The sequence below is a fragment of the Curtobacterium sp. SORGH_AS_0776 genome (assembly GCF_031453355.1).
Classification (GTDB): Bacteria; Actinomycetota; Actinomycetes; order Actinomycetales; family Microbacteriaceae; genus Curtobacterium.
The window spans coordinates 2,705,108-2,726,971 of record NZ_JAVIYU010000001.1 but is presented as its reverse complement, the minus strand read 5'-3'; the positions used below and the strand labels follow the sequence as shown (position 1 = coordinate 2,726,971).

Here is a 21,864-nt window from a genome sequence, read left to right as displayed (position 1 = left end):
GCCGCGCACCGGAACCCCCGTCACCTCGGTGGCGGGGGTTTCGTCGTGCGTGCGGGAACACGCCGTGCCGCGTTCACGTTCGATTCACCGACACGTGCTGGACTCGTCCAGGACGGTGTGGCACTGTGTTGCACCACGCACCCGACCAACGGAATGAGACCCCGATGGACAGCCGGACGGCCGAACACCCCAGGCCGAACCACTTCCTGCTCCACCTCAGCGACACCCATCTCGTGGCGGGTGACGGCGACCTCTACGGTGACGTCGACTCAGCTGCGCGGCTCGGCCAGATCATCGCCGACATCGAGTCGTCGGGGACGCGTCCCGAGGCCATCGTCGTCACGGGCGACGTCGCCGACAAGGGCGAACCCGGCGCGTACGCCCGCATCCGCGACATCGTCGAGCCGGCCGCGCGGCGGATCGGCGCACAGGTCATCTGGGCGATGGGCAACCACGACGAGCGCGGCGCCTTCCGGCAGGAGCTGTTCGGGCTCCAGCCGACCGATCGTCCGGTCGACTTCGTCTACGACGTGAACGGCCTCCGGGTGATCACCCTCGACACGAGCGTGCCCGGCGCCCACCACGGCGAGGTCTCCCCCGAGCAGCTCGACTGGCTGGCCGAGGTCCTGTCGGAGCAGGCGCCGCACGGCACCATCCTGGCGATGCACCACCCGCCGGTGCCGAGCGTGCAGGACCTCGCCGTCCTCGTCGAGCTCCGCGACCAGGACGCCCTGGCCGAGGTCGTCGAGGGCAGCGACGTCATCGCCATCATCGCCGGCCACCTGCACTACTCGACGAGCGCCGTCTTCGCGGGCATCCCCGTGTCGGTCGCGAGCGCCACGTGCTACACCCAGGACCTCACCGAGTACCAGGGCGGTACCCGGGGGCAGGACGGCGCGCAGTCGTTCAACCTCGTGCACGTCTACGGCCACAACGTGGTGCACTCGGTCGTGCCGATCGGGCACTACGCCACGGTCGGCGAGCCGGTGTCGTCGGCCCAGACCGAGGCTCGGCTCGCAGCGGCGGGCGTGACGATCCCGGCGGCGGCCGAGCCGGCGCCGGTGACGTCGAGCATCCCGGTGTTCACGCTCGACTCCGTGCCGGTCTCCCCCGTCCACCGGTAGGCCCAAGCGCGCGGCACGCACCGGGTGGGGCCAGGAGGCGCGGGTCGGCTCGGTGGTGCGCCCGCGGTCCCCGATGGTTGCGTGTGCATGGTGCGACATCGTGGTCGTCGTTCGACAGAGGTCGTGTCGTTGGTTGCACGCGCATCAGTTGCGTGTGCATGGTGCGACATCGTGGTCGTCGTTCGACAGCCGTCTTGTCGCTACTTGCACGCGCACCTGCCCGCGCGCACAAGGAACGACATCGCCGACGTCGTACGACAACGGCCTCGTCGCTCATTGCACGCGCAACAAGCTGCGCAAACGACGAAAAGACCCGCCCGCGCCCGGCCTCAGCCCGCGGGGCGCTCCCACGGCGCCGGGAACGGGAAGTACTTCTCGAGGAAGTCCGTCACCCGCTGCGTCCGCTCCTCGTCGCTGACCTCGGGGAAGCTCCCGTCGTTCAGGCAGAAGAAGTCCGCGTTCCGTTTCTTGAGCAGGTCGCCGAGCGCCCGCAGACCGGACTGCATCGTCGTGTCGATGTACCGCACCTCGGCGTTCTCCTGCACGATCGCCCGGCCGGTGAGCAGCGAGTAGTAGTGGTACAGCGAGTTCGTCACCGAGATGTTCTCGGCAGCACGGAACCGTGAGGCCGCGGTGGCCGCGAACTCGTCGGCGAACTCGTGCTCCATCTCGGTCATAATCGAGGCGCGCAGCGGGGTCGGCGCGTGCTCGAGGTGCCGGGTCGTCACCGCGCCGAACCGCTGCTGCAGGAGTCGGCGGTTGACCCGGGCGGAGTTCTCGAACCCGCTGCGTGCCGGGTTGTTCGACCCGAGGCCGATCCGCGTCGTCGCGAGGATGAACTTCGTCACCGAGCCCGGGCTGAAGAACACCGAGGGGTCGACCAGGCGGCCGAAGAACATGTCGTCGTTCGAGTAGATGAAGTGCTCGCTGATGCCCGGGATGTGGTGCAGCTGCGACTCGACGGCCTGCGAGTTGTGCGTCGGCAGGACGGAGGGGTCGGCGAAGAACTCCTCGGAGCGGACGATGCGCACCTTGGGGTGGTCGGCGAGCCAGGCGGGCGCCGGGGAGTCCGTGGCGATGTAGATCTGCCGGATCCACGGCGCGAACGTGTGCACCGACCGGAGCGCGTACTTCAGCTCGTCGATCTGGCGGAAGCGGGCGGGGGCGTCGTCGCCCTCGCCCAGGACCGCACCGGACTGCGCTGCCTGTCGTGCCCGCTGGTACTCGATGGCGTTGCCGTCGACCCACGAGAACACGATGTCGATCGGGAACCGGATGTCCGACACGTGGTCGTCGAACATGTGCTCGACCGTGCGCCAGGTGCGGCCGTACCGCTCGATGTCGACGAGCACGAACTCGTCGACGGGCAGGCTGCGGCGCATCAGGGCGTTCTCGACGGGCGCGAGGACCTCGGTGTCGGTGACTCGCCAGAACTCGAGCTGCACGCTCGTCTCGGCGCCGTAGCGCAGGCGTCCGAGCGGCTCGAGGCGCGGCCGGAACACGCGCAGGACGGGCTCGTCGACGGAGCCGAGGCCGTCGTCGATGACGAGCACCGCGGGCTTCCCCGGGGGCTTCGCGTAGAAGGGCTCGTTCGCGGCGGCAGCCATCACGGCGCTCTCCGCCCGCTGCCGGTCGCGCTCGTCGAGGGCGATCACCGGCCGTTGGTCGTTGCCGCGGATGAGCAGGTGGTCGACGTCACCGGCGGTGAGGGCGTCGTCGAGGAACAGGAGGTCCTCGATCATCGACTGCTGCGGCGTCAGGTGCCCGTTGACGAGCGTCAGTCGTCCCTTCCGTACGACGACGTCGGGACGTTCGAGACCGCCGGAGGACGGTCGAGGGTTCAGCAGAGGACTCTCGGTCACCGGCTCGGTCTCGTTGCTCATCCACACCCTTCGGATCAGTGCGCCGGACCCGTTTGCCCGGCGACTCATCCTACCGTCCGCGCGGACGCTCGGTCCGCTCGTCGGTCGCCCGGGCTAGGGCCTGGAGGCGCGGTTCGCCTCCGCCTCGCGCGGCACCTTCACGACGATGCCGACGACGATGAACAGCGCGGCCGCGACGAGCTGCAGTGCCGCCCACACCTCGCCGGGGATCGGCACGACCGCGAGCGGGTTCCAGCAGACGGCGATCGCGGCCATCAGGAGCGCCGCCCACCACGTCCGCCCCCGCACGGCGAAGACCAGGACGATGAGGCTGAGCACGGTGACACCCCAGCGGGCGAACACGAAGCCGGACGAGTCGACGATCGCGACGCAGGCGAGGAGCACGATCGCCGCGATCAGCGACGGGGCGAGGGCGGGCCGGGTGAACGGCGGCAGCTCCCCTCCTGCTCTCCCGCCGGACGCCGAGCCCGACCGCGTCGGCTCTGCCCCGCCCACCGGCACGCCGTGCAGCGACGATCCCGCCGGTGGTCGGCCCTTCCGTCCTGCCATCAGGCGGTGGCCCCGTCGAGGTCGATCGCCTGGATGGACCGGGACATCGGCGGGAGCTCGCGCACCCGTTCGAGCGCGGGCACGAGCTCGGCGACGTAGGCCCGGTAGCCGTCCTCGGTGAGGTGCAGGCCGTCGTCGGTGAACCGGTCGTCGAGGTGGTCGCCGTCGGCGAGGGCCGGCCACGCGTCGAGGTACTGGGCGTGGCAGGTGGCGACGAACTGGCGGAGGTGCCGGTTCGCCTCCTCGATCTTGGCCGTGTACTCCGCCTGCCGCGGCAGGATGGAGACGAGGAGCAGGCGGACGCCCGGGAGCTCGCGGCGGAGGGTCACGAGCACGGACTCGACCCCGCGGACGACGTGCTCGACGCTCTTGCGGTGGTTGCCGAAGTCGTTCGTGCCGATGAGCAGGACGATGACCTCGGGCTGCTCGGCCACGACGGCGTCCAGTCGTGCGAGGACCCCGTCGGTCGTGTCACCGCCGATGCCCTGGTTGACGGTCCGCTCGTCGGGCAGCCAGGCGTCCCACGACCCCTGCTCGGTGATGCTGTCGCCCAGGAACAGGACGCTCGTGCGTTCCTCGGTCATGCTGCCTCCTCGTGTGCGGGTTCCGGGTTCCCATTCTGCTGGGTCCAGTTCCGCCCCGTCGACTCGGTGTGCTCGGACTCCCGCTCGGCGGCCGCGGTGATGCGCTCGACCATCCCGGGGAAGATCACGCCGTGGAACGGCAGGATCGAGTACCAGTACAGGCGGCCGGCGAGCCCCTGGGGGAAGTAGATCGCCCGCTGCCGGTAGTCGCTGCCGCCGTCGTCCGCGGGGGTCACGGTCATCTCGAGCCAGGCACGGCCCGGGGACTTGAACTCGGCGCGCAGTCGCAGGTAGCGCCCGCGTTCGAGCCGCTCCACGCGCCACCAGTCGAGGGCGTCGCCCTGTTCGAGGCGCTTCTGGTCGCGGCGACCGCGGTTCAGGCCGACTCCCCCGGCGAGCTTGTCCATCCACCCGCGGGCCACCCATGCGAGCGGGAAGGAGTACCAGCCGTTCTCGCCGCCGATCGACTCGACGACCCGCCAGACGTCGTCCGCCGAGGCCGCCGAGTGGCGCTTGCGGTCGTCGACGTAGACGGTGTGGCCGGCCCAGTCCGGGTCGCTCGGCAGCGGGTCCGCGGGGGTGGCCGCGAGCGTCGCGTTCCGCCAGCTGGTCTCGACCTCGCCGGTGCGCATGCGGCTCAGGGCGAGACGGACCGCACGGCGGTACCCGGTCAGCCCGCCCTCCGGCCGCGGCACCACGTCGTCGATGTCGTGCTCGCGCTGGACGCACTCGAACTGGAGCGACTCGATGATCGGCTTGGCGAGCTTCCGCGGGATCGGCGTCACGATGTTGAACCAGTGCGCCGCGAGCCCCGGGGTGAGGACGGGCAGGGGCGAGATCGGGCGCTGCGGGAGCTTCGCCTCCACGGCGTACCCGTTGAGCATCTGCCCGTAGCGGAGGACGTCCGGGCCGCCGATGTCGAACGTGCGGCTCACGTCGGCGGGGATGTCGAGCGCCTTGACGAGGTAGTAGAGGACGTCACGGACGGCGATCGGCTGGATGCGGTTCCGGACCCACCGCGGCGCCGGCATCCACGGCAGGACGTCGGTGACGTGGCGGATCATCTCGAACGAGGTGCTCCCGGACCCGATCACCACGCCGGCCTGGTACGCGATCGTCGGGACGCCGGAGTGGAGCAGGACGTCCCCGACCTCCTTGCGGCTGCGGAGGTGCTTCGAGAGCTCGCCGTCGGGGTGCAGGCCGCCGAGGTACACGAACCGGCGCACGCCGGCGGCCGAGGCCTCGCGCGCCATGGTCTCGGCGGCGTCCCGCTCGGCCCGCTCGAAGTCGCCGTCCGCGCCCATCGCGTGGGCGAGGTAGTAGACGGCCTCGATGTCGGCGACGGCCCGGCGCACGGCGTCGGCGTCCTGCAGGTCGCCGGCGGTGATCTCGACGTCGTCGTGCCAGGGGACGTCCTGCAGCTTCCGGGGCGTGCGGACGAAGACGCGGACGGTGTGACCGGCTTCGAGGAGACGTGGGACGAGACGACCGCCGATGTAGCCGGTGGCCCCGGTGACGAGGACGCGCATGCGGGGCACGGTACGCGGCTCGGCTCCGGGTAGGCTTGCCGGGTGGACAAAGCAGCGTTCTCCGTCACCGCCGATGCCGTCCGTGGTCTCATCGACCACGCGATCCTCAAGCCCGAACTCACGCGTTCGGACGTCGACGCCCAGCTCGACGAGGCCGCCGCGTACCGCGTGTTCAGCGTGTGCGTCCGCCCGAGCGACGTCGCGCGCGCCGTCGAGCGCCTGACCGGCACCGGGGTCGGCGTCGGCACGGTCATCGGCTTCCCGCACGGCACCACGTCCACCGCGGCCAAGGTCGCCGAGTCGCTGCAGGCCCTCGCCGACGGTGCGTTCGAGCTCGACATGGTGCAGAACATCGGCGCCGCGAAGTCCGGCGACTGGGAGCGCGTCGAGGCCGACGTCCGCGCCGTGGTCGACGCCGCGGGCAGCACCGTCGTCAAGGTCATCCTCGAGACCGCCTTCCTCACCGACGACGAGATCGTCGCCGCGTCGCGCGCCGCACGGTCCGCCGGTGCCGCCTTCGTGAAGACCTCCACCGGGTTCGCCGGCGGTGGCGCCACCGCGGAGCACATCGCCCTCATGCGCGCCACGGTCGGCCCCGACACCGGTGTGAAGGCCTCCGGCGGCGTCCGCGGGCTCGACACGCTGCTCGAGATGGTCGAGGCCGGTGCGGACCGCATCGGCACGAGCGCCTCGGCACGCATCCTCGACGAGGTCGCGCACCGCGCCGAGACCGGCACCGCGTCGGCCGTCGGCGACGACACCACGTCCTACTGACGGTCCGGGGCGCGAGCCCCCGCGACCTCCAGCACCACCCGACCCACCACCAGGGGCCGGCGCCCACCGGACGCGACGACGCGTGCGGGACCGGCACCGCGCCTCCAGACCGCCGCATCGGAGCGCGCATGTCCACCACCCAGTCCACCCCGCTCGCCCTCGCCGTCGACCTCGGCGGGACGAAGGTCGAGGCGGCCCTCGTCACCGACGCCGGCGTCGTCCTCCCCGCCACGCGGTTCCGCAGCCCGACCGGCCCCGGCCGGACGTCCGACGAGCTGCAGGCCGCGGTCGACGAGGTCGTGACGGCCGCCCTCGCCGCGCTGCCGACGGACGCCACGCTCGTCGGTGTCGGCATCGGCTCGGCCGGTCCGGTCGACGAGGAGCACGGACTCGTGTCCCCGCTCAACATGCCGGTCTGGCGCGGGTACCCGCTCCGGGACCGCGTCGCCGCGCACGTCCCCGCCGGCGTCCCGGTGACGCTCCGCATGGACGGCCTGGCGATCACGCTCGCCGAGCACTGGGTCGGTGCGGCGCAGGGCTCCGACCACGTGATGGGCATGATCGTGTCCACCGGCGTCGGCGGCGGCCTGATCCTGCACGGCCGGACCGTCAGCGGCCCGACGGGCAACGCCGGGCACATCGGCCACGTCGAGTGCGGCGGCTTCGACGACCACTGCGCGTGCGGCGGCACCGGATGCCTCGAGGCGATCGCCAGCGGCCCGAAGACCGTCGCGTGGGCGCAGCGCCAGGGGTTCACCGGCAGCACCGGCGAGGAGCTCTCCGCGGCCTACGCGGCGGGCGACGAGATCGCGGTCGCGGCCGTCAAGCGCAGCGGTCGCGCCCTCGGGCAGGCCATCGCGGCGGCCACGAGCCTCGTCGACCTCGAGGTCGTGGCCATCGGCGGCGGGTTCTCGCACGTCACGCCCGACCTCTTCGAGTACGCGCGCGAGGCGGTGGCGGAGCGTGTCGAGTTCGGCTTCGTGACAAAGGTGCGGATCGTCCCGACGGGGCTGTCGCAGGACGGTCCCCTCATCGGCGCCGCGGCGCTCGTGCACCGGGCCGACGTGCTGCGCTGAGGACGTCGGCTCTCGACGGCACGTCCTGACGGACGGGAGGCGCGGTGCGGGGCCGACCCGCGCCTCCTGGCCCACAAGTGGTCACGTCGCGGGCGCACGTCTGTCGCTCTCCACAGGGCGCGTCGATGCGCCGTGCGCGTCGGGCAGGATGTCCGGGTGTCCCGAACCCGGCTGCTGACGAGTGACGACTGGCCCGAGGCCGAGCTGCGCGCAGCGGTCCTCGCCGGCGAGCTCGTGGCCGTCGGGGCGTGCTGGGCCTCCCCCGCCGAACCGCAGACCCCGTCACTCCGGGCGGCAGCCGCGGCGTGGGCCCTCCGTGACGCGCGCCTCATCGCGAGCACCCGGACGGCCGCGTGGGTCTGGGGTGCCGTCTCGCGTGCACCGGCCCCGCTCGAGGCCTGTGTCCCGCTCCGGGTCCGCGTGCACGTCGACGGCGCGCTGCGCGTCCGTGAGGTCGTGATCACGGACGAGGACGTCGTCGTGCTCGGTGGCCTCCGCGTCACCACGCCGCTGCGCACGGTCGTCGACCTGCTGCGCAGCCCCGGGGACCGGCCCGGTGGGTTCGACCCGTCGGACGCGGCAGCGGTGGCCGGACTCCTGGCGATCGGTGCGGTGTCGGTCGCGGCGGTCGCCGGGTCCCTCGCGACGCTCGGGACGATCCCGATGGCCCGGCAGGCGGAGCGGCGGTTGCGGGACGTGCTCGACGCGGCCGGGGAGCCGGTCAGCCCGCGCTGACCCGGTCTGGTCGACCGGGTCTCGGGTCAGCCCGCGCTGACCCGGTAGACGTCGTAGACCGCGTCGATCCGTCGCACGGCGTTGAGCACACGGTCGAGGTGGGTCGTGTCGCCCATCTCGAACACGAAGCGGCTCAGCGCGAGCCGGTCGGAGGACGTCGAGACCGTCGCGGACAGGATGTTCACGTGGTGGTCCGTCAGCACCCGGGTCACGTCGCTGAGGAGCCCCGACCGATCGAGCGCCTCGATCTGGATCTGCACGAGGAACACCGACTTCGAGGACGGCGCCCACTCGACCTCGATCATCCGGTCGGGCTCGTTCATGAGCGACTTGACGTTCGTGCACGAGGCCTGGTGCACCGAGACGCCCTGGCCACGGGTGATGAACCCGACGATCTGGTCGCCCGGGACCGGCGTGCAGCACTTCGCGAGCTTGACGAGGATGTCCGGCGCGCCACGCACGAGGACGCCGCTGTCGCTGTTGCGCAGCTGCCGGCTCGTGACCTGGCGGGGGAAGCTGAGCTCCGGCTCTTCCGTCTCGGTCTCGGTCTGGACGTTCCCGAGGACCTTCTCGATCACCGACTGCGTGGAGACGTGCCCCTCGCCGACGGCCGCGTACAGCGCCGAGATGTCGTCGTAGCGCATGGACGACGCGACCTCGGAGATCGAGTCCTGGCTCATGATGCGCTGGAGCGGCAGGTTCTGCTTCCGCATCGCCCGCGCGATCGCGTCGCGGCCCTGCTCGATCGCCTCTTCGCGGCGTTCCTTGGTGAACCACTGCTTGATCTTGTTCCGGGCGCGTGGGCTCCGGACGAAGGTGAGCCAGTCCTGGCTGGGGCCGGAGTCGGGGTTCTTCGAGGTGAAGATCTCGACGACGTCGCCGCTCGACAGGGCACTCTCGAGGGGCACGAGACGCCCGTTGACCTTGGCGCCCATCGTGCGGTGGCCGATCTCGGTGTGCACGGCGTACGCGAAGTCGACGGGGGTCGCACCGGACGGCAGCCCGATGACCTTGCCCTGGGGCGTGAAGACGTAGGTCTCCTTCGCACCGATCTCGTACCGGAGCGAGTCGAGGAACTCCCCCGGGTCGCTCGTCTCGGCCTGCCAGTCGGTGATGTGCGCCAGCCACGCCATGTCCTGGTCGGTCGCCGACGAGGAGTCTACGTCACGGCCGGCCGCGCGCTGCTTGTACTTCCAGTGGGCGGCGACACCGAACTCGGCCCGCTGGTGCATCTCGTGCGTGCGGATCTGGATCTCGACCGCACGGCCCTGCGGACCCAGGACGGTGGTGTGCAGCGACTGGTACAGGTTGAACTTCGGCGTCGCGATGTAGTCCTTGAACCGACCCGGCAGCGGCGTCCACCGCGCGTGCACGGAACCGAGCATCGCGTAGCAGTCGCGCACGGTCGGGACGAGGACACGGATGCCGACCAGGTCGTAGATCTCGTCGAACTCGCGCCCGCGGACGATCATCTTCTGGTAGATCGAGTAGTACTGCTTCGGCCGGCCCATGACCTCGCCGCGGACCTTGGCGGCCTTGAGGTCCTTCTTGAGCGTGCCGATGACGTTCTGGACGAACTGCTCGCGCTTCGGCTGGCGTTCCTTCACCAGGCTGTCGATCTCGACGTACAGCTTGGGGTGGAGCACCGCGAACGAGAGGTCCTCGAGCTCCAGCTTGATCATCTGGATGCCGAGCCGGTGCGCGAGCGGCGCGTAGATCTCGAGGGTCTCCTTCGCCTTGCGCGTGGCGGAGGTCGACTCGACGAAGCCCCACGTGCGGGCGTTGTGCAGCCGGTCGGCGAGCTTGATGACCAGGACGCGGATGTCCTTCGACATCGCGATGACCATCTTGCGGACGGTCTCGGCCTGGGCGCTGTCGCCGTACTTGACCTTATCGAGCTTCGTGACGCCGTCGACGAGCATGGCGATCTCGTCGCCGAAGTCCTCGCGCAGCTGGTCGAGCTGGTAGTCGGTGTCCTCGACGGTGTCGTGCAGGAGCGCCGCGGCGATGGTGATCGGCCCGATCCCGAGGTCGGCGAGGATCTGCGCCACCGCGACCGGGTGCGTGATGTAGGGCTCGCCCGACTTGCGCTTCTGCCCGTCGTGCGCGCGTTCCGCGACCGAGTAGGCGCGCTCGATGAGCGTCACGTCGGCCTTGGGGTGGTGCGACCGGACGGTGCGGATCAGGGTGTCGACGGCACCGGCGGGCTGGGCGCGCGAGAACAGCCGCGGCAGCAGCGACCGGAGCGAACCGAGGTTGCCGGTCGTGTTCGGCCCGAGCGGACTCGTCGGCCGGGGTGCGGAACCGGGGCGGCTCGCGGAGCCGGTGTCCTGCCCTGCCCGCGGCGCAGAGGCGTCTTGCGGCGTGGACTCACGCGTGTCCGTCATGCTGCGCCTCCCGGGATGCCCGTCCGAGCTCGATCCGACAAGACTACGCGTGTCCGGTCAGTGCTCGTGACGCGGTTCGCCCTGGGCGTCGCGCACCACGGGGGCGCCCGACTGCTCCCACGCGACCATGCCGCCGACGAGGTTCACCGCGGGGACACCGGACTGCTCGAGCGCCGCCACGACCCGTGCGGAGCGTCCGCCCGAGTGGCAGACGATGATCGCGGGCTCGTCGCCGCCGTCGATCTCCTTCCACCGGGCGACCAACTCGGACATCGGCACGAGGGTCGCCTCGGGAGCGTGGACCTCGTCCCACTCCCCCTGTTCGCGCACGTCGAAGAGGCGCGCACCGGCGTCGATCCGCCGACGGGCCTCGGCGACGTCGATGTCGACGATCTCCGCCGGCATCAGACGCCCGCCGTCGCGTCGACCTCGCGCTGACGCTTGGCGGCAGCGGCCTGCTTCTTGGCGTCGGCCTGCTTGATCTTCGGCTCGTTCTCTCGCAGGTGCGCGTACATCGGCGACGCGATGAAGATCGTCGAGTAGGTGCCGACGATGATGCCGATGAACAGCGCGAGCGAGATGTCGCGGAGCGTTCCGGCACCGAGGATGTACGACCCGATGAAGAGGATCGCGCCGACCGGCAGCAGAGCGACGACCGAGGTGTTGATCGACCGCACGAGCGTCTGGTTCACCGCGAGGTTCACCGACTGCACGAAGGTGCGGTGGGACTCCTGGCTCGTGTTCTCGCGGACCTTGTCGAACACCACGACGGTGTCGTACAGCGAGTAGCCGAGGATGGTCAGGAAGCCGATCACCGCCGCGGGCGTGACCTCGAGCCCGACGATGCCGTACACGCCCGCCGTGATGAGGAGATCGTGGAGGAGCGCCACCATCGCGGACACCGACATCTTCCACGTGCGGAAGTACAGCGCCATGAACACCGCCGCGAGGGCGAGGAAGATCACGAGGCCGCGGATCGCCTGGTTGAGCACGTCGGCACCCCAGGTCGCACCGATGAAGGTCGCGGCGACCTGGCTGTCCGGGACGTCGTAGGCCTTCGCCAGGGCGTCCTGGACCTCGGATGTCTCACGGTCGGTGAGCTGGCCGGTCTGCACGCGGATGCCGTGCGTCCCGAGCTGCGAGACACGCGGGACGCCGTCGGGGACGATCGACTCGACGGTCTCGGTGGCGAGGTTCTGGTCGAGCGTCTTCACGTCGGAGAGCGTGAACTCGGACCCGCCGGTGAACTCGATGCCGAGCTGGTACCCGCCACGCAGCCACGGGACCGCGAGCGAGACCACGATCGCGATGATCGCGATGACGTACCAGGTCTTGCGGCGGCCGACGATGTCGTACGAGCGCTTCCCCGTGTAGAGGTCGCTGCCGAACTGGCTGAAGCTGGCCATCAGTCGTCCTTCCCGTCCGGCGTCGTGCCGTTCTCGCCGGAGGCCTGCGCGGCCTTCCGCTCTGCGATCGTCTGTCGGCGCTGCGCCTCACCGGCGCTGCGCTGACGCCTGCCGTCGACGACCGGCGCGCGGAACTGCGCGCGACCGCGGTAGACGGCACCGAGGGCCGCGGGATCGAGCCCGCTGAACCGGTGTCCCTCGCCGAAGAAGCGGCTGCGGGCGATGAGCTGCATCATCGGGTGCGTGAACATCACGACCACGACGACGTCGATCAGGGTGGTGAGGAGCAGCGTGAACGCGAAGCCCTTCACGTCGCTCACCGCGAGGATGTAGAGCACCACGGCGGCGAGGAAGTTGATCGAGTCGGACGCCAGGATCGTGCGCAGTGCACGCTTCCAGCCGGCCTCGACGGCGCTCTCGAGGCCTCGGCCGTCACGGAGTTCGTCCCTGATGCGCTCGAAGTACACGATGAACGAGTCCGCCGTGATGCCGATCGCGACGATCAGACCCGCCACGCCCGCCAACGACAGGCGGTAGTCGACGCGCCAGGACATGATCGCGATCACGAGGTACGTCAGCGCCGCGGCCACACCGAGCGAGAGGACCGTGACGAACGCGAGCGCCCGGTACTGGATGACCGAGTAGATGATGACCAGGATCAGACCGATCAGACCCGCCACGAGGCCACCGACGAGCTGCGCGGTACCGAGGGTCGCGGAGATGTTCTCGTTCGACTGGACCTGGAAGTTGATCGGCAGCGCGCCGTACTTCAACTGGTCGGCGAGGGTCTTCGCGGAGTCGGCCGTGAACGAGCCGGTGATCTGCGCCTTGCCGTTCGTGATGGCCGCGTTCGACGCCGGGGCCGTGATGACGGAACCGTCGAGGACGATCGCGAACTGGTTCTGCGGCGGCTGCAGCTTGACGAGCCGGCTGGTGACGTCTCGGAAGTCGTCCGAGCTCTTGCCCTTGAACGTCAGGTTGACGGCCCACTGGCCGGTCGACGTGCCCTGCGAGTCGGTCGCGAGGCCGGAGGTGGCGTTGCTGATGCCCGAGCCGGACACCTCGACCGGGCCGAGGATGTACTTCGCGGTACCGTCCTGGTCACAGGTGACGAGGGGCTCGTCGTCCGGCGCCGTCGTGACGTCGTCCGGCGCGTTGCAGTTGTAGTTCGTGTACAGGTCCTGCAGCGCCGGCGTGACCTGGGACAGGTCGCTTCCGTTCGTCGGCTTCGTGCTCGGGGTCGCCTGCAGCGAGGCCGGGGGCGTGTACGGCGTCGGCGACGCGGACGAACCGTTGCTGCCGCCCACCGCGGTGTTGGTCGCCGCCTCGGTGTAGAGGACCGGGCGGAAGGTGAGCTTCGCGGCCGCCTCGATGCGGTCGATCGTCGCCTTGTCCGGCTTGCCCGGGATGGAGACGACGATGTTGTTCGTCCCCTGGGTGTTGATCTGCGATTCCGAGACACCGGTCGCGTTGATGCGCTGCCGGATGATGTTCACGGCCTGGTTGAGCTGCTGGCTCGTCACCGAGCCGCCCTCGGTGTTCTGCGCCGCGAGCGTCAGCTGCGTGCCGCCCTGGAGGTCGAGGGCGAGTTCCGGGACCCAGCTGGCCCCTTCGAACCACTTGCCGCTGTCGTCCTTGGTGTTCCCGGCGAGGACCGACGCGGCGGTGTTCAACCCCGCGAGGACCGCCATGAGGATCACCAACCAGGTCAGCGAGCGGATCGCCTTCTTGACGGGTGTCGATCGTGCCACCGGTCGTCTCGTCTTTCTGTCAGGACCGACGGCGGTTGACCGGCGGCAGGTGTCGCCGCCGGGTCGGTGGACCCGGCGGCCGAGGAGTCAGTCTTCGGTCTTGCGCTTCGCAGCGTCGGTGTCGGCGTCCGTGGACTCGACACGCTCGCCGTAGATCGGCTCCCCGTTGAGCTCGGCGACGGGCTTCGGCGCTGCCGGCTCGTCCTCGGGCGTGGCCGTGGTGGTGATGTCCGACGCGGTGTCGTCGACGACACGCGACAGGGTCTGGCGGTGGACGGTGACGACCGTTCCGGGTGCGATCTCGACGTCGGCCGTGACCTTCTCGTCGTCGACCGACAGGAGCGTGCCGTACAGACCGAAGGACAGCATGACCTTCGCGCCCGGCACCATCTTGGTGGCGAGCTCGCCCTGCTGCTTCTTGCGCTTCCGGCTGTTGTAGAACATGAAGGCCGCGAACGCCACGACGATGACGATGAGGATGACTTCTTGACCCATGATGCGTTGCCTTCTCTGGTTGCTCGGTTTCGGGCCGTAGCAGTCTAGGGCACACGTCTGTGCGTGGCATGTCACCGAGACCGCGGACGGGGACGTCAGTCGGCGTCGTCGTCGAACAGCCCGGGCTGTGCGAGGCCGGTCTGCCCGGGTGTCATGTCGAAGTGCCGCCAGGCCTGCGGGGTGGCGATCCGGCCGCGGGGGCTGCGGGTGACGAGGCCGACCCGGACGAGGAACGGTTCGACGACCGACTCGATGGTCTCGGACTCTTCCCCGACGGACACCGCGAGGGTGTTCAGGCCGACGGGACCGCCGTCGAAGCGCGTCAGCATCGTCTCGACCACGGCGCGGTCGAGACGGTCGAGTCCGAGTTCGTCGACGTCGTAGAGGTCGAGGGCGCCCTGCACGGCGGCCATGCCGTCGGTGGTGCGGTGCACGAGGGCGTAGTCGCGGACACGTCGGAGCAGGCGGTTCGCGATGCGCGGTGTGCCCCGGGAGCGCCCGGCGATCTCGCGCAGGGCGGACCGGTCGATGTCGAGTTCGAGCAGGTGCGCCGCCCGGATGAGGACCTGCTCGAGCTCGTCCTTCTCGTAGAACTCGAGGTGGGCGGTGAACCCGAAGCGGTCGCGCAGCGGGTTCGGCAGGAGGCCGGCACGGGTGGTGGCGCCGACGAGGGTGAACGGCGCGAGGTCGAGCGGGATGCTCGTGGCGCCGGCCCCCTTGCCGACCATCACGTCGATGCGGAAGTCCTCCATCGCGAGGTAGAGCATCTCCTCTGCCGAGCGGGCCATCCGGTGGATCTCGTCGATGAACAGGACCTCGCCGGGGACGAGGGACGACAGCACCGCGGCGAGGTCACCGGCGTGCTGGATCGCCGGGCCGCTCGACATCCGCAGGGGGCGACCGGACTCGTGCGCGACGATCATCGCGAGGGTCGTCTTGCCGAGTCCGGGAGGGCCGGCCATCAGGATGTGGTCGGGCGTCCGGTCCTGCAGTGCCGCCGCCTTGAGGAGCAGGTCGAGCTGCCCCCGGACCTTCCGCTGCCCGACGAACTCGTCGAGGGACTTCGGGCGGAGGGCCCCCTCGAACGCGAGTTCCTCTTGTGACTCGGCGCCCGCGGCGGTGATCCCGCTCACCGGCCGGCACCGGCGGGGCGGAGCGCCCCGAGGGCGGCGCGGAGCAGTGCCTGGGTGCCCATCGAGGCGACGCCCGGCTCGGACGCGATGGTCTCGTCGACCGCACGCTGCGCCGCGTCCTCGCGCCAGCCGAGGCCGACGAGGGCGGCGACGACGTCGGTCGCGGCCGGGTGCGCGGTGCCGCCGCGGGCCGCCACGACGGGGACCTGCTCGAACGCGGCGAGCTTGCCGGAGAGGGCGACGATGATGAGCTTGGCGGTCTTCGGGCCGATGCCGGAGACCTTGCGGAAGGCGCCGTCGTCATCGTGCGCGACGGCGTTCGCGACCTGGGCCGGGTCCATGTGGGCGAGGACGCCCATCGCCGACTTCGGGCCGACGCCGGACACGCTGCGGAGGAGGTCGAACACCTGGAGCGCGTCGGTGGACTCGAAGCCGAAGAGGAGGTGCTCGTCCTCGCGCACGATCATCGCGGTCCGGACGAAGACCTCGGACCCGTGGCGCATCGTCAGCGCGTGCGCCGGGGTCACCGTGACCGCGTAGCCCACTCCCCCGACCTCGATCACCACGCCGGAGCCGGCGATGTCGATGCAGGTGCCCCGGAGACTCGCGATCATGCCCCGAGCCTACGGCCGGCCACCGACGATGCCGACGAGCCACGCTGCGAGCGACCGGCGGCCGCGGCCGCGGCGCGTGCCAGCGGCGAGTCGACCGTGCCGCCCTGTGCGTCCCGCCACGCGCGCTGTGCCGGGGTGAGGTTCGTGGCACGCGTGCCGACCGTGTCGGGTGACCCGAGCCTCCAGGCGTGGCACACGGCCAGGGCGAGCGCGTCCGCGGCGTCGGCGGGCTTGGGGGCCTCGTCGAGGCCGAGCACGCGCGCGATCATCGTCTGCACCTGGCGCTTGTCCGCGTTGCCGTACCCGGTCACGGCGGCCTTCACCTCGGACGGGGTGTGCAGCCCGACCGGCAGCCCCCGTGCCGCCGCGGCGTGCAGCGCGAGGCCGGCGGCCTGCGCCGTGCCCATGACCGTCCGGACGTTCGCCTGCGCGAACACCCGCTCGACCGCGACGGCGTCGGGACGGTGCTCGTCGATCTCGGCGGCGATGCCGTCGGCGATGCGGAGCAGCCGCTGCTCGAGCGCCATGTCCGCCGGGGTGCGCACGACCGTCACGTGGACGAGCCGGGCGCGGCGGTTCGATGCGACCTCGACGATGCCGACGCCGCACCGCGTGAGCCCGGGGTCGACCCCGAGCACGCGCAGCATCGGGCTAGTCCTCGTCCTCGTCGAGCTCGGCCTGGACGTCCGCGGGGATGTCGAAGTTCGAGTAGACGTTCTGCACGTCGTCGCTGTCCTCGAGCGCGTCGATCAGGCGGAACACCTTGCGCGCCGTGTCGGCGTCGACCGGCACCTTGAGGCCGGGGACGAACTCGGCGTCGGCGGAGTCGTAGTCGATCCCGGCGTCCTGCAGCGCGGTGCGGGCCGCGACGAGGTCGGTCGCTTCGGTGATGACCTCGAAGCCGCCGCCCTGGTCGATGACGTCCTCGACGCCGGCGTCCAGCACCGCCGTCATGACGGTGTCCTCGTCGAGGCCGTCGGTCTTGGTGACGGAGATGACGCCCTTGCGGGAGAAGTTGTAGGCGACGCTGCCCGGGTCGGCCATGGTCCCGCCGTTCCGCGACATCGCGGTGCGGACCTCGGCAGCGGCACGGTTCTTGTTGTCCGTGAGGCACTCGATGAGCATCGCGACGCCGTTCGGGCCGTAGCCCTCGTACATGATCGTCGTGTACTCGATCGTCTCACCGGTCAGGCCGGCACCGCGCTTGATGGCGCGGTCGATGTTGTCGTTGGGGACCGAGGTCTTCTTGGCCTTCTGGACGGCGTCGACGAGGGTCGGGTTGCCGGAGAGGTCGGCGCCGCCCATCTTGGCGGCGACCTCGATGTTCTTGATGAGCTTCGCGAACGACTTGGCACGTCGCTGGTCGATGACGGCCTTCTTGTGCTTGGTCGTTGCCCACTTGGAATGCCCGGACACGGTGCTCCTTGCGTCTTGCGGAAAGTCCCGTCCAGCTTAGCGGCCTGGAGGGACGGTGCGGCCCCGCCTCGCGGGCGGGCCCGTCGACGCACGTACGATGGGGCGCAGCACCGGGACGACCAGGGGGAACGCATGACCGATCCGCTGTCCGCACTGGAGGCCGCCGTCCAGGCGCTCCCCGACGACCGGACCCTCCGGGTCCGCTACGCCGAGCTGCTCGCCGACGCCGGCCGGTACGGCGAGGCGATCGAGCAGGCGAGCGTCGTGCTCCGCGAGGCGCCGGAGGACGAGGCGGCGACGGCGGTCGTCCGGCGCGCGGCCCTCGCGGCATCGGAGCCGCCGGAGCCGGCGGTCGCGCCGCCGACACCGGCACCGAGCGACCGGCACGAGGACATCGACTGGTCCGAGCTCGAGGCGTCGATCGCGAACCCGACCGAGCCGCCGTTCGTCGAGCGGGTCGTGACCGAGCACGACGAGGAGCTCGTGACCGAGGCTGCCGAGACCGCCGAGGACGCCGACCCGGTGGCGGAGCTGCGGCGCGAGACCGTCCGGCTCGCCGACGTCGGCGGGCTCGAGGTCGTGAAGCGGCGGATCGACGAGTCGTTCCTGCAGCCGATGGCGCACCCCGAGATCGCGGCCGCGTTCGGCAAGAAGCTCCGCGGCGGCCTGCTGCTGTACGGTCCGCCCGGCTGCGGCAAGACGTTCCTCGCCCGCGCGATCGCCGGCGAGCTCGGGGCGCACTTCGTCTCCGTCACGCTCAGCGACGTGCTCGACCGGTTCATCGGCGAGAGCGAGAAGAACATCCACCGGGTGTTCCGCACGGCCCGCGAGCACGCGCCGGCCGTGCTGTTCTTCGACGAGATGGACGCGATCGGCGCGAAGCGGAGCGGGAACACGTTCTCGTCGTTCCGGAACGTCGTCAACCAGATCCTCGTCGAGATGGACGGGGTCGACTCGCAGAACGACGGCGTCTACGTCCTCGCGGCCACGAACCACCCGTGGGAGGTCGACGCCGCGCTGAAGCGACCGGGACGCTTCGACCGGATGGTCCTCGTCCGTCCGCCGGACGACGACGCCCGCGAGGCGATCCTCCGTGTCCACCTCCGCCGACGGCCGATCGAGGGCATCGACCTCGGCGACCTCGTCCGTCGTACGAAGGGGTTCTCAGGCGCCGACCTGGAGCACCTCGTGACCACCGCGGCGGAGAAGGCGATGACGGAGTCGATCCGGACCGGGTCGGTGCGGCCGATGCGGATGGACGACATGCGCGCCGCCCTCAAGGAGGTCAAGCCGTCGATCGGCCCCTGGGTGCAGACCGCCCGCAACGTCGCGGAGTACTCCAACGCCAGCGGCGAGTACGACGACATGGTCGAGTGGCTCCGCGAGGAGAAGCAGCTCTGATGGCCGACGCGGTCGACGTCGTGGTCGAGCGCGCCGACGCGCTCCTGGGCTTCAAGCGCCCGGACGACGCGCGGGCCGTCCTCACCGCCGCCGTCGCGAGCACACCGGACGACCCCCGGCTGTGGGCGACGCTCGCACGGGCGGAACGTGCACGCCACGACCACGCCGCCAGTCGCACCGCCGTCGAGCGCGCCCTCGCGCTCGACCCCGACAACGCCACCGCACTGTCCGCCCGGGTGAACGCGATGCTCGACGCGAACGAGCGCCAGGCGGCGAAGGCCGCGGCCGAGGAACTGCGCGAGCGCCGGCCGGACTGGGCGACCGCGCACCTGCTGTGGGCGTTCGCACACACACGCTGGTCGCACGCGAAGCGGTCCGCAGCGGAGGAAGCCGCGTGGCCGACGGCGGACGTCGCCCGGTCCGCGGCAGCCCTCGAGCGCGCGCTCGAGCTCGCACCCCACGACGCCCGGCTGTTCGCCGACGCGGCGCAGTGCTACCGCGCCCTCTCGTGGACCGACGCGGCCCTCGCGCCACGGGCTCGCGAGGCCATGGACCGAGCACTCGAGCTCGACCCGAACGACGAGTGGGTGATGCTCGCGGCCGGGTCGGTCCTGCAGCTGTCCGAGCGGGTCGCGCAGTCCGCTCGGGTCCTCGCGCAGCACCCGACGTCGTGGGAGGCCCGCCGGCGTGTGGACGACGGGCTCTGGAGCCTCGTGTCCGTGCCGGTCGGCGTCGTCGCCTGGTCCCTCGTCGTGACGGTGCTCGGCGCCCACATCGCTGCCGGGGGCGGTGCGAACGTCGTGACGAAGACGCTCGGGTGGACCCTGACCGGCATCGCGGCGCTCTGGGTCTGCTTCGTGGAGGTGCACTCGTTCGCGAAGTTCCCGCGCGGACTGCTCCTCCGGACGATGCGGCGGGTGCCGCTCGTGCCGGTCGTGCTCGGCGTCGCCGCACTCACCTGGATCGCCGGTGCCGCCGGAGCGGTGCTCCTGCTCGCCGGCATCGTCCCACCCGCCGGCGACGGGTACACGACCATCGTCACCGTGCTCGCCGTCGCGCTGCTGCTGCAGTCCGCTGCGCAGGACGTCACCACGATCGTGCAACGCCGTCGTCAGGTGCGGTCCGGGCTGTGGGACGGGCTCGTCGCCGACCGCGGACGGCGTCGCAAAGGAGGAGAACGACCGCGGTGGTGCGTACATCGCCGGCTTCGCCGCGCTCGTGACCTGGGGCATCGTCGCGCTGGCGGCACCGACCACGGGGACGTGGGCCGTGGCCGCCGTCCCGCTGCTCCTTGCCACACGGGTGTTCGTGCTGCAGAGCGCGGCGGAAATCCTGCGTGCGGTGGGCCGGCCGCGGCGCGCTCGGCTCGTCGTGTACGCGGTGATCGCCCTCGGGTTCGGCGTGTTCGCCGTCCGGGCCGTCGTGGTGCAGGTGCTGGTCGCCGCCGGCGTGGCCTGACCCCGTCGAGCGACCGGCCGGTCGGCGTCAGGCGGCGCGGACGAGGTCGAGGAAGCGCCGGTGGAAGCGGTCCTCGCCGGCGACCTCGGGGTGGAACGCACTCGCGATGACGGCGCCCTGCTGGACCGCGACGACCTGCCCGTCGGGGAGCGCGCCGAGGACGTCGACCCCGGGGCCGTGCTGCTCCACCACGGGCGCGCGGATGAACACCGCGTGCACCGGGGCCTCGCCGAGGGCCGGCATCGGGATGTCGATCTCGAACGAGTCGTTCTGGCTGCCGAAGGCGTTGCGGCGCACCGTCGTGTCGAGCACGTCGAGCGTCTGCTGCCCGGGGATGCCGGCGGCGATGCGCGAGGAGAGCATGATCATGCCCGCGCAGGTGCCGTACGTCGGCAGCCCGCCACGGATCGCCTCGGACAGCGGCTCGGCCACGCCGAAGGCACGCGCCAGCTTGTCCATGACGCTGGACTCCCCGCCCGGGATGACGACGCCGTCGAGGGCGCCGATCTCCTCCGGGCGACGGAGCGGCACCACGTCGGCACCGAGTTCCGTCAGCGACGCGATGTGCTCACGGAAGTCGCCCTGCAGCGCGAGGACCCCGATGCGGGGCCGGGCGCTCACCAGCCGCGCTCGGCGAGACGGTGCGGTGCGGGGACGTCGGCGACGTTGATGCCGACCATCGCCTCGCCCAGACCGCGGGAGACCTCGGCGATGACCTTGGGGTCGTCGTGGAAGGTCGTGGCCTTGACGATCGCGGCGGCACGCTTCGCCGGGTCGCCGGACTTGAAGATGCCGGAGCCGACGAACACGCCGTCCGCGCCGAGCTGCATCATCATCGCGGCGTCGGCCGGGGTCGCGACGCCACCGGCGGTGAAGAGCACCACGGGGAGCTTGCCGGTCTGCGCGACCTCCTTCACGATGTCGAACGGGGCCTGCAGGTCCTTCGCGGCGACGTAGAGTTCGTCTTCCTTGAGGTGGCGCAGCGCCGCGATCTCCTTGTTGATCGTGCGGATGTGCTTGGTGGCCTCGGACACGTCACCCGTGCCGGCCTCGCCCTTGGAGCGGATCATGGCCGCGCCCTCGGTGATGCGACGGAGCGCCTCGCCCAGGTTGGTCGCACCGCAGACGAAGGGGGTGGTGAAGTTCCACTTGTCGATGTGGTTGACGTAGTCGGCCGGCGACAGCACCTCGGACTCGTCGATGTAGTCGACGCCGAGCTCCTGCAGCACCTGCGCCTCGACGAAGTGGCCGATGCGGGCCTTCGCCATGACGGGGATCGACACGCTCGCGATGATCTCCTCGATCATGGACGGGTCGGACATGCGGGCGACGCCACCCTGCGCGCGGATGTCGGCGGGGACGCGCTCGAGGGCCATGACGGCGGTCGCGCCGGCCTCTTCCGCGATGCGGGCCTGCTCGGCGTCGACGACGTCCATGATCACGCCGCCCTTGAGCATCTCGGCGAGGCCGCGCTTGACGCGGTCCGAGCCGGTGATCGAGGTGCCGGGGGTGCTCGTGGTGCTGCTGCTGTCGCTCATGATGCCGACAG

At 71.0% G+C, this 21,864-nt stretch carries 21 protein-coding genes; 6 read left to right on the top strand and 15 right to left on the bottom strand.

Annotated features, from left to right (window positions below):
* The first annotated feature begins 164 nt into the window (after positions 1-164).
* Positions 165-1,124 carry a phosphodiesterase gene (locus tag QE359_RS13455; RefSeq protein ID WP_071294686.1) on the top strand — a complete coding sequence of 320 codons (960 nt, stop codon included), beginning with the start codon at positions 165-167 and terminating at the stop codon, positions 1,122-1,124.
* Between the two features lie 329 nt (positions 1,125-1,453).
* Here the strand turns inward: QE359_RS13455 and QE359_RS13450 are convergent, their stop codons facing one another.
* From QE359_RS13450 to QE359_RS13435, 4 genes are all read right to left on the bottom strand, one after another.
* Positions 1,454-3,007, bottom strand: coding sequence for a stealth conserved region 3 domain-containing protein (locus tag QE359_RS13450; RefSeq protein WP_071294685.1), 1,554 nt, complete (start codon positions 3,005-3,007; stop codon positions 1,454-1,456).
* 93 nt (positions 3,008-3,100) lie between these two features.
* Complete coding sequence (locus QE359_RS13445) at positions 3,101-3,556, bottom strand: DUF6804 family protein (RefSeq protein ID WP_309779576.1); 456 nt, start codon at positions 3,554-3,556, stop codon at positions 3,101-3,103.
* On the bottom strand, positions 3,556-4,140 hold the full coding sequence (locus QE359_RS13440) for a GDSL-type esterase/lipase family protein (protein WP_071294684.1): 585 nt from the start codon (positions 4,138-4,140) through the stop codon (positions 3,556-3,558). The genes QE359_RS13445 and QE359_RS13440 overlap by 1 nt, the downstream gene beginning before the upstream one ends.
* Positions 4,137-5,669, bottom strand: coding sequence for an SDR family oxidoreductase (locus tag QE359_RS13435; protein WP_309779575.1), 1,533 nt, complete (start codon positions 5,667-5,669; stop codon positions 4,137-4,139). Before QE359_RS13435 ends, QE359_RS13440 begins: the two co-directional genes overlap by 4 nt.
* A gap of 42 nt (positions 5,670-5,711) precedes the next feature.
* Between QE359_RS13435 and deoC the strand changes: the two genes are divergently transcribed.
* The 3 genes from deoC to QE359_RS13420 all read left to right on the top strand — a co-directional run bounded on the left by deoC (position 5,712) and on the right by QE359_RS13420 (position 8,254).
* Entirely contained in the window at positions 5,712-6,443 is a 732-nt protein-coding gene (gene deoC, locus QE359_RS13430; RefSeq protein ID WP_309779574.1) for a deoxyribose-phosphate aldolase, read from the top strand.
* Positions 6,444-6,571: 128 nt separating this feature from the next.
* The gene (locus tag QE359_RS13425; RefSeq protein WP_070419594.1) at positions 6,572-7,519 is read left to right on the top strand and encodes an ROK family protein; all 948 of its coding nucleotides are present in this window, start codon (positions 6,572-6,574) and stop codon (positions 7,517-7,519) included.
* A 156-nt stretch (positions 7,520-7,675) separates the two neighbouring features.
* On the top strand, positions 7,676-8,254 hold the full coding sequence (locus tag QE359_RS13420) for a type IV toxin-antitoxin system AbiEi family antitoxin (RefSeq protein ID WP_309779572.1): 579 nt from the start codon (positions 7,676-7,678) through the stop codon (positions 8,252-8,254).
* Positions 8,255-8,280: 26 nt separating this feature from the next.
* On the opposite strand, the gene QE359_RS13415 is transcribed toward QE359_RS13420, so the two are convergent.
* From QE359_RS13415 to QE359_RS13375, 9 genes are all read right to left on the bottom strand, one after another.
* Positions 8,281-10,641, bottom strand: a complete 2,361-nt coding sequence (locus QE359_RS13415) for a bifunctional (p)ppGpp synthetase/guanosine-3',5'-bis(diphosphate) 3'-pyrophosphohydrolase (RefSeq protein ID WP_229085942.1) — start codon at positions 10,639-10,641, stop codon at positions 8,281-8,283.
* Positions 10,642-10,698: 57 nt separating this feature from the next.
* Positions 10,699-11,046 (bottom strand): rhodanese-like domain-containing protein, encoded by a 348-nt coding sequence (locus QE359_RS13410; protein ID WP_092387135.1) that lies wholly within the window; start codon positions 11,044-11,046, stop codon positions 10,699-10,701.
* Positions 11,046-12,047 carry a protein translocase subunit SecF gene (gene secF, locus QE359_RS13405; RefSeq protein ID WP_070418977.1) on the bottom strand — a complete coding sequence of 334 codons (1,002 nt, stop codon included), beginning with the start codon at positions 12,045-12,047 and terminating at the stop codon, positions 11,046-11,048. Before secF ends, QE359_RS13410 begins: the two co-directional genes overlap by 1 nt.
* Positions 12,047-13,798, bottom strand: a complete 1,752-nt coding sequence (gene secD / locus QE359_RS13400) for a protein translocase subunit SecD (RefSeq protein WP_309779571.1) — start codon at positions 13,796-13,798, stop codon at positions 12,047-12,049. Before secD ends, secF begins: the two co-directional genes overlap by 1 nt.
* Before the next feature lie 87 nt (positions 13,799-13,885).
* The gene (gene yajC, locus QE359_RS13395; protein WP_070418975.1) at positions 13,886-14,293 is read right to left on the bottom strand and encodes a preprotein translocase subunit YajC; all 408 of its coding nucleotides are present in this window, start codon (positions 14,291-14,293) and stop codon (positions 13,886-13,888) included.
* A gap of 95 nt (positions 14,294-14,388) precedes the next feature.
* Positions 14,389-15,426, bottom strand: coding sequence for a Holliday junction branch migration DNA helicase RuvB (ruvB, locus tag QE359_RS13390; protein WP_071294678.1), 1,038 nt, complete (start codon positions 15,424-15,426; stop codon positions 14,389-14,391).
* On the bottom strand, positions 15,423-16,040 hold the full coding sequence (gene ruvA, locus QE359_RS13385; protein ID WP_070418973.1) for a Holliday junction branch migration protein RuvA: 618 nt from the start codon (positions 16,038-16,040) through the stop codon (positions 15,423-15,425). Before ruvA ends, ruvB begins: the two co-directional genes overlap by 4 nt.
* On the bottom strand, positions 16,037-16,684 hold the full coding sequence (gene ruvC / locus QE359_RS13380) for a crossover junction endodeoxyribonuclease RuvC (protein WP_175475696.1): 648 nt from the start codon (positions 16,682-16,684) through the stop codon (positions 16,037-16,039). The genes ruvA and ruvC overlap by 4 nt, the downstream gene beginning before the upstream one ends.
* A gap of 7 nt (positions 16,685-16,691) precedes the next feature.
* On the bottom strand, positions 16,692-17,456 hold the full coding sequence (locus QE359_RS13375; RefSeq protein ID WP_070418971.1) for a YebC/PmpR family DNA-binding transcriptional regulator: 765 nt from the start codon (positions 17,454-17,456) through the stop codon (positions 16,692-16,694).
* Positions 17,457-17,588: 132 nt separating this feature from the next.
* Here QE359_RS13375 and QE359_RS13370 point away from each other — a divergent pair, with 132 nt between their 5' ends.
* Together QE359_RS13370 and QE359_RS13365 are read left to right on the top strand one after the other, a co-directional pair.
* On the top strand, positions 17,589-18,857 hold the full coding sequence (locus QE359_RS13370; RefSeq protein ID WP_309779568.1) for an AAA family ATPase: 1,269 nt from the start codon (positions 17,589-17,591) through the stop codon (positions 18,855-18,857).
* Positions 18,857-20,425: a tetratricopeptide repeat protein gene (locus QE359_RS13365; RefSeq protein WP_309779567.1), complete on the top strand. Its 1,569-nt coding sequence runs from the start codon at positions 18,857-18,859 to the stop codon at positions 20,423-20,425. Before QE359_RS13370 ends, QE359_RS13365 begins: the two co-directional genes overlap by 1 nt.
* Here QE359_RS13365 and pdxT read toward each other — a convergent pair.
* On the bottom strand, positions 20,343-20,939 hold the full coding sequence (pdxT, locus tag QE359_RS13360) for a pyridoxal 5'-phosphate synthase glutaminase subunit PdxT (RefSeq protein WP_070418968.1): 597 nt from the start codon (positions 20,937-20,939) through the stop codon (positions 20,343-20,345). The genes QE359_RS13365 and pdxT overlap by 83 nt on opposite strands.
* Positions 20,933-21,853, bottom strand: a complete 921-nt coding sequence (gene pdxS / locus QE359_RS13355; RefSeq protein WP_070418967.1) for a pyridoxal 5'-phosphate synthase lyase subunit PdxS — start codon at positions 21,851-21,853, stop codon at positions 20,933-20,935. Before pdxS ends, pdxT begins: the two co-directional genes overlap by 7 nt.
* Positions 21,854-21,864: the final 11 nt, after the last annotated feature.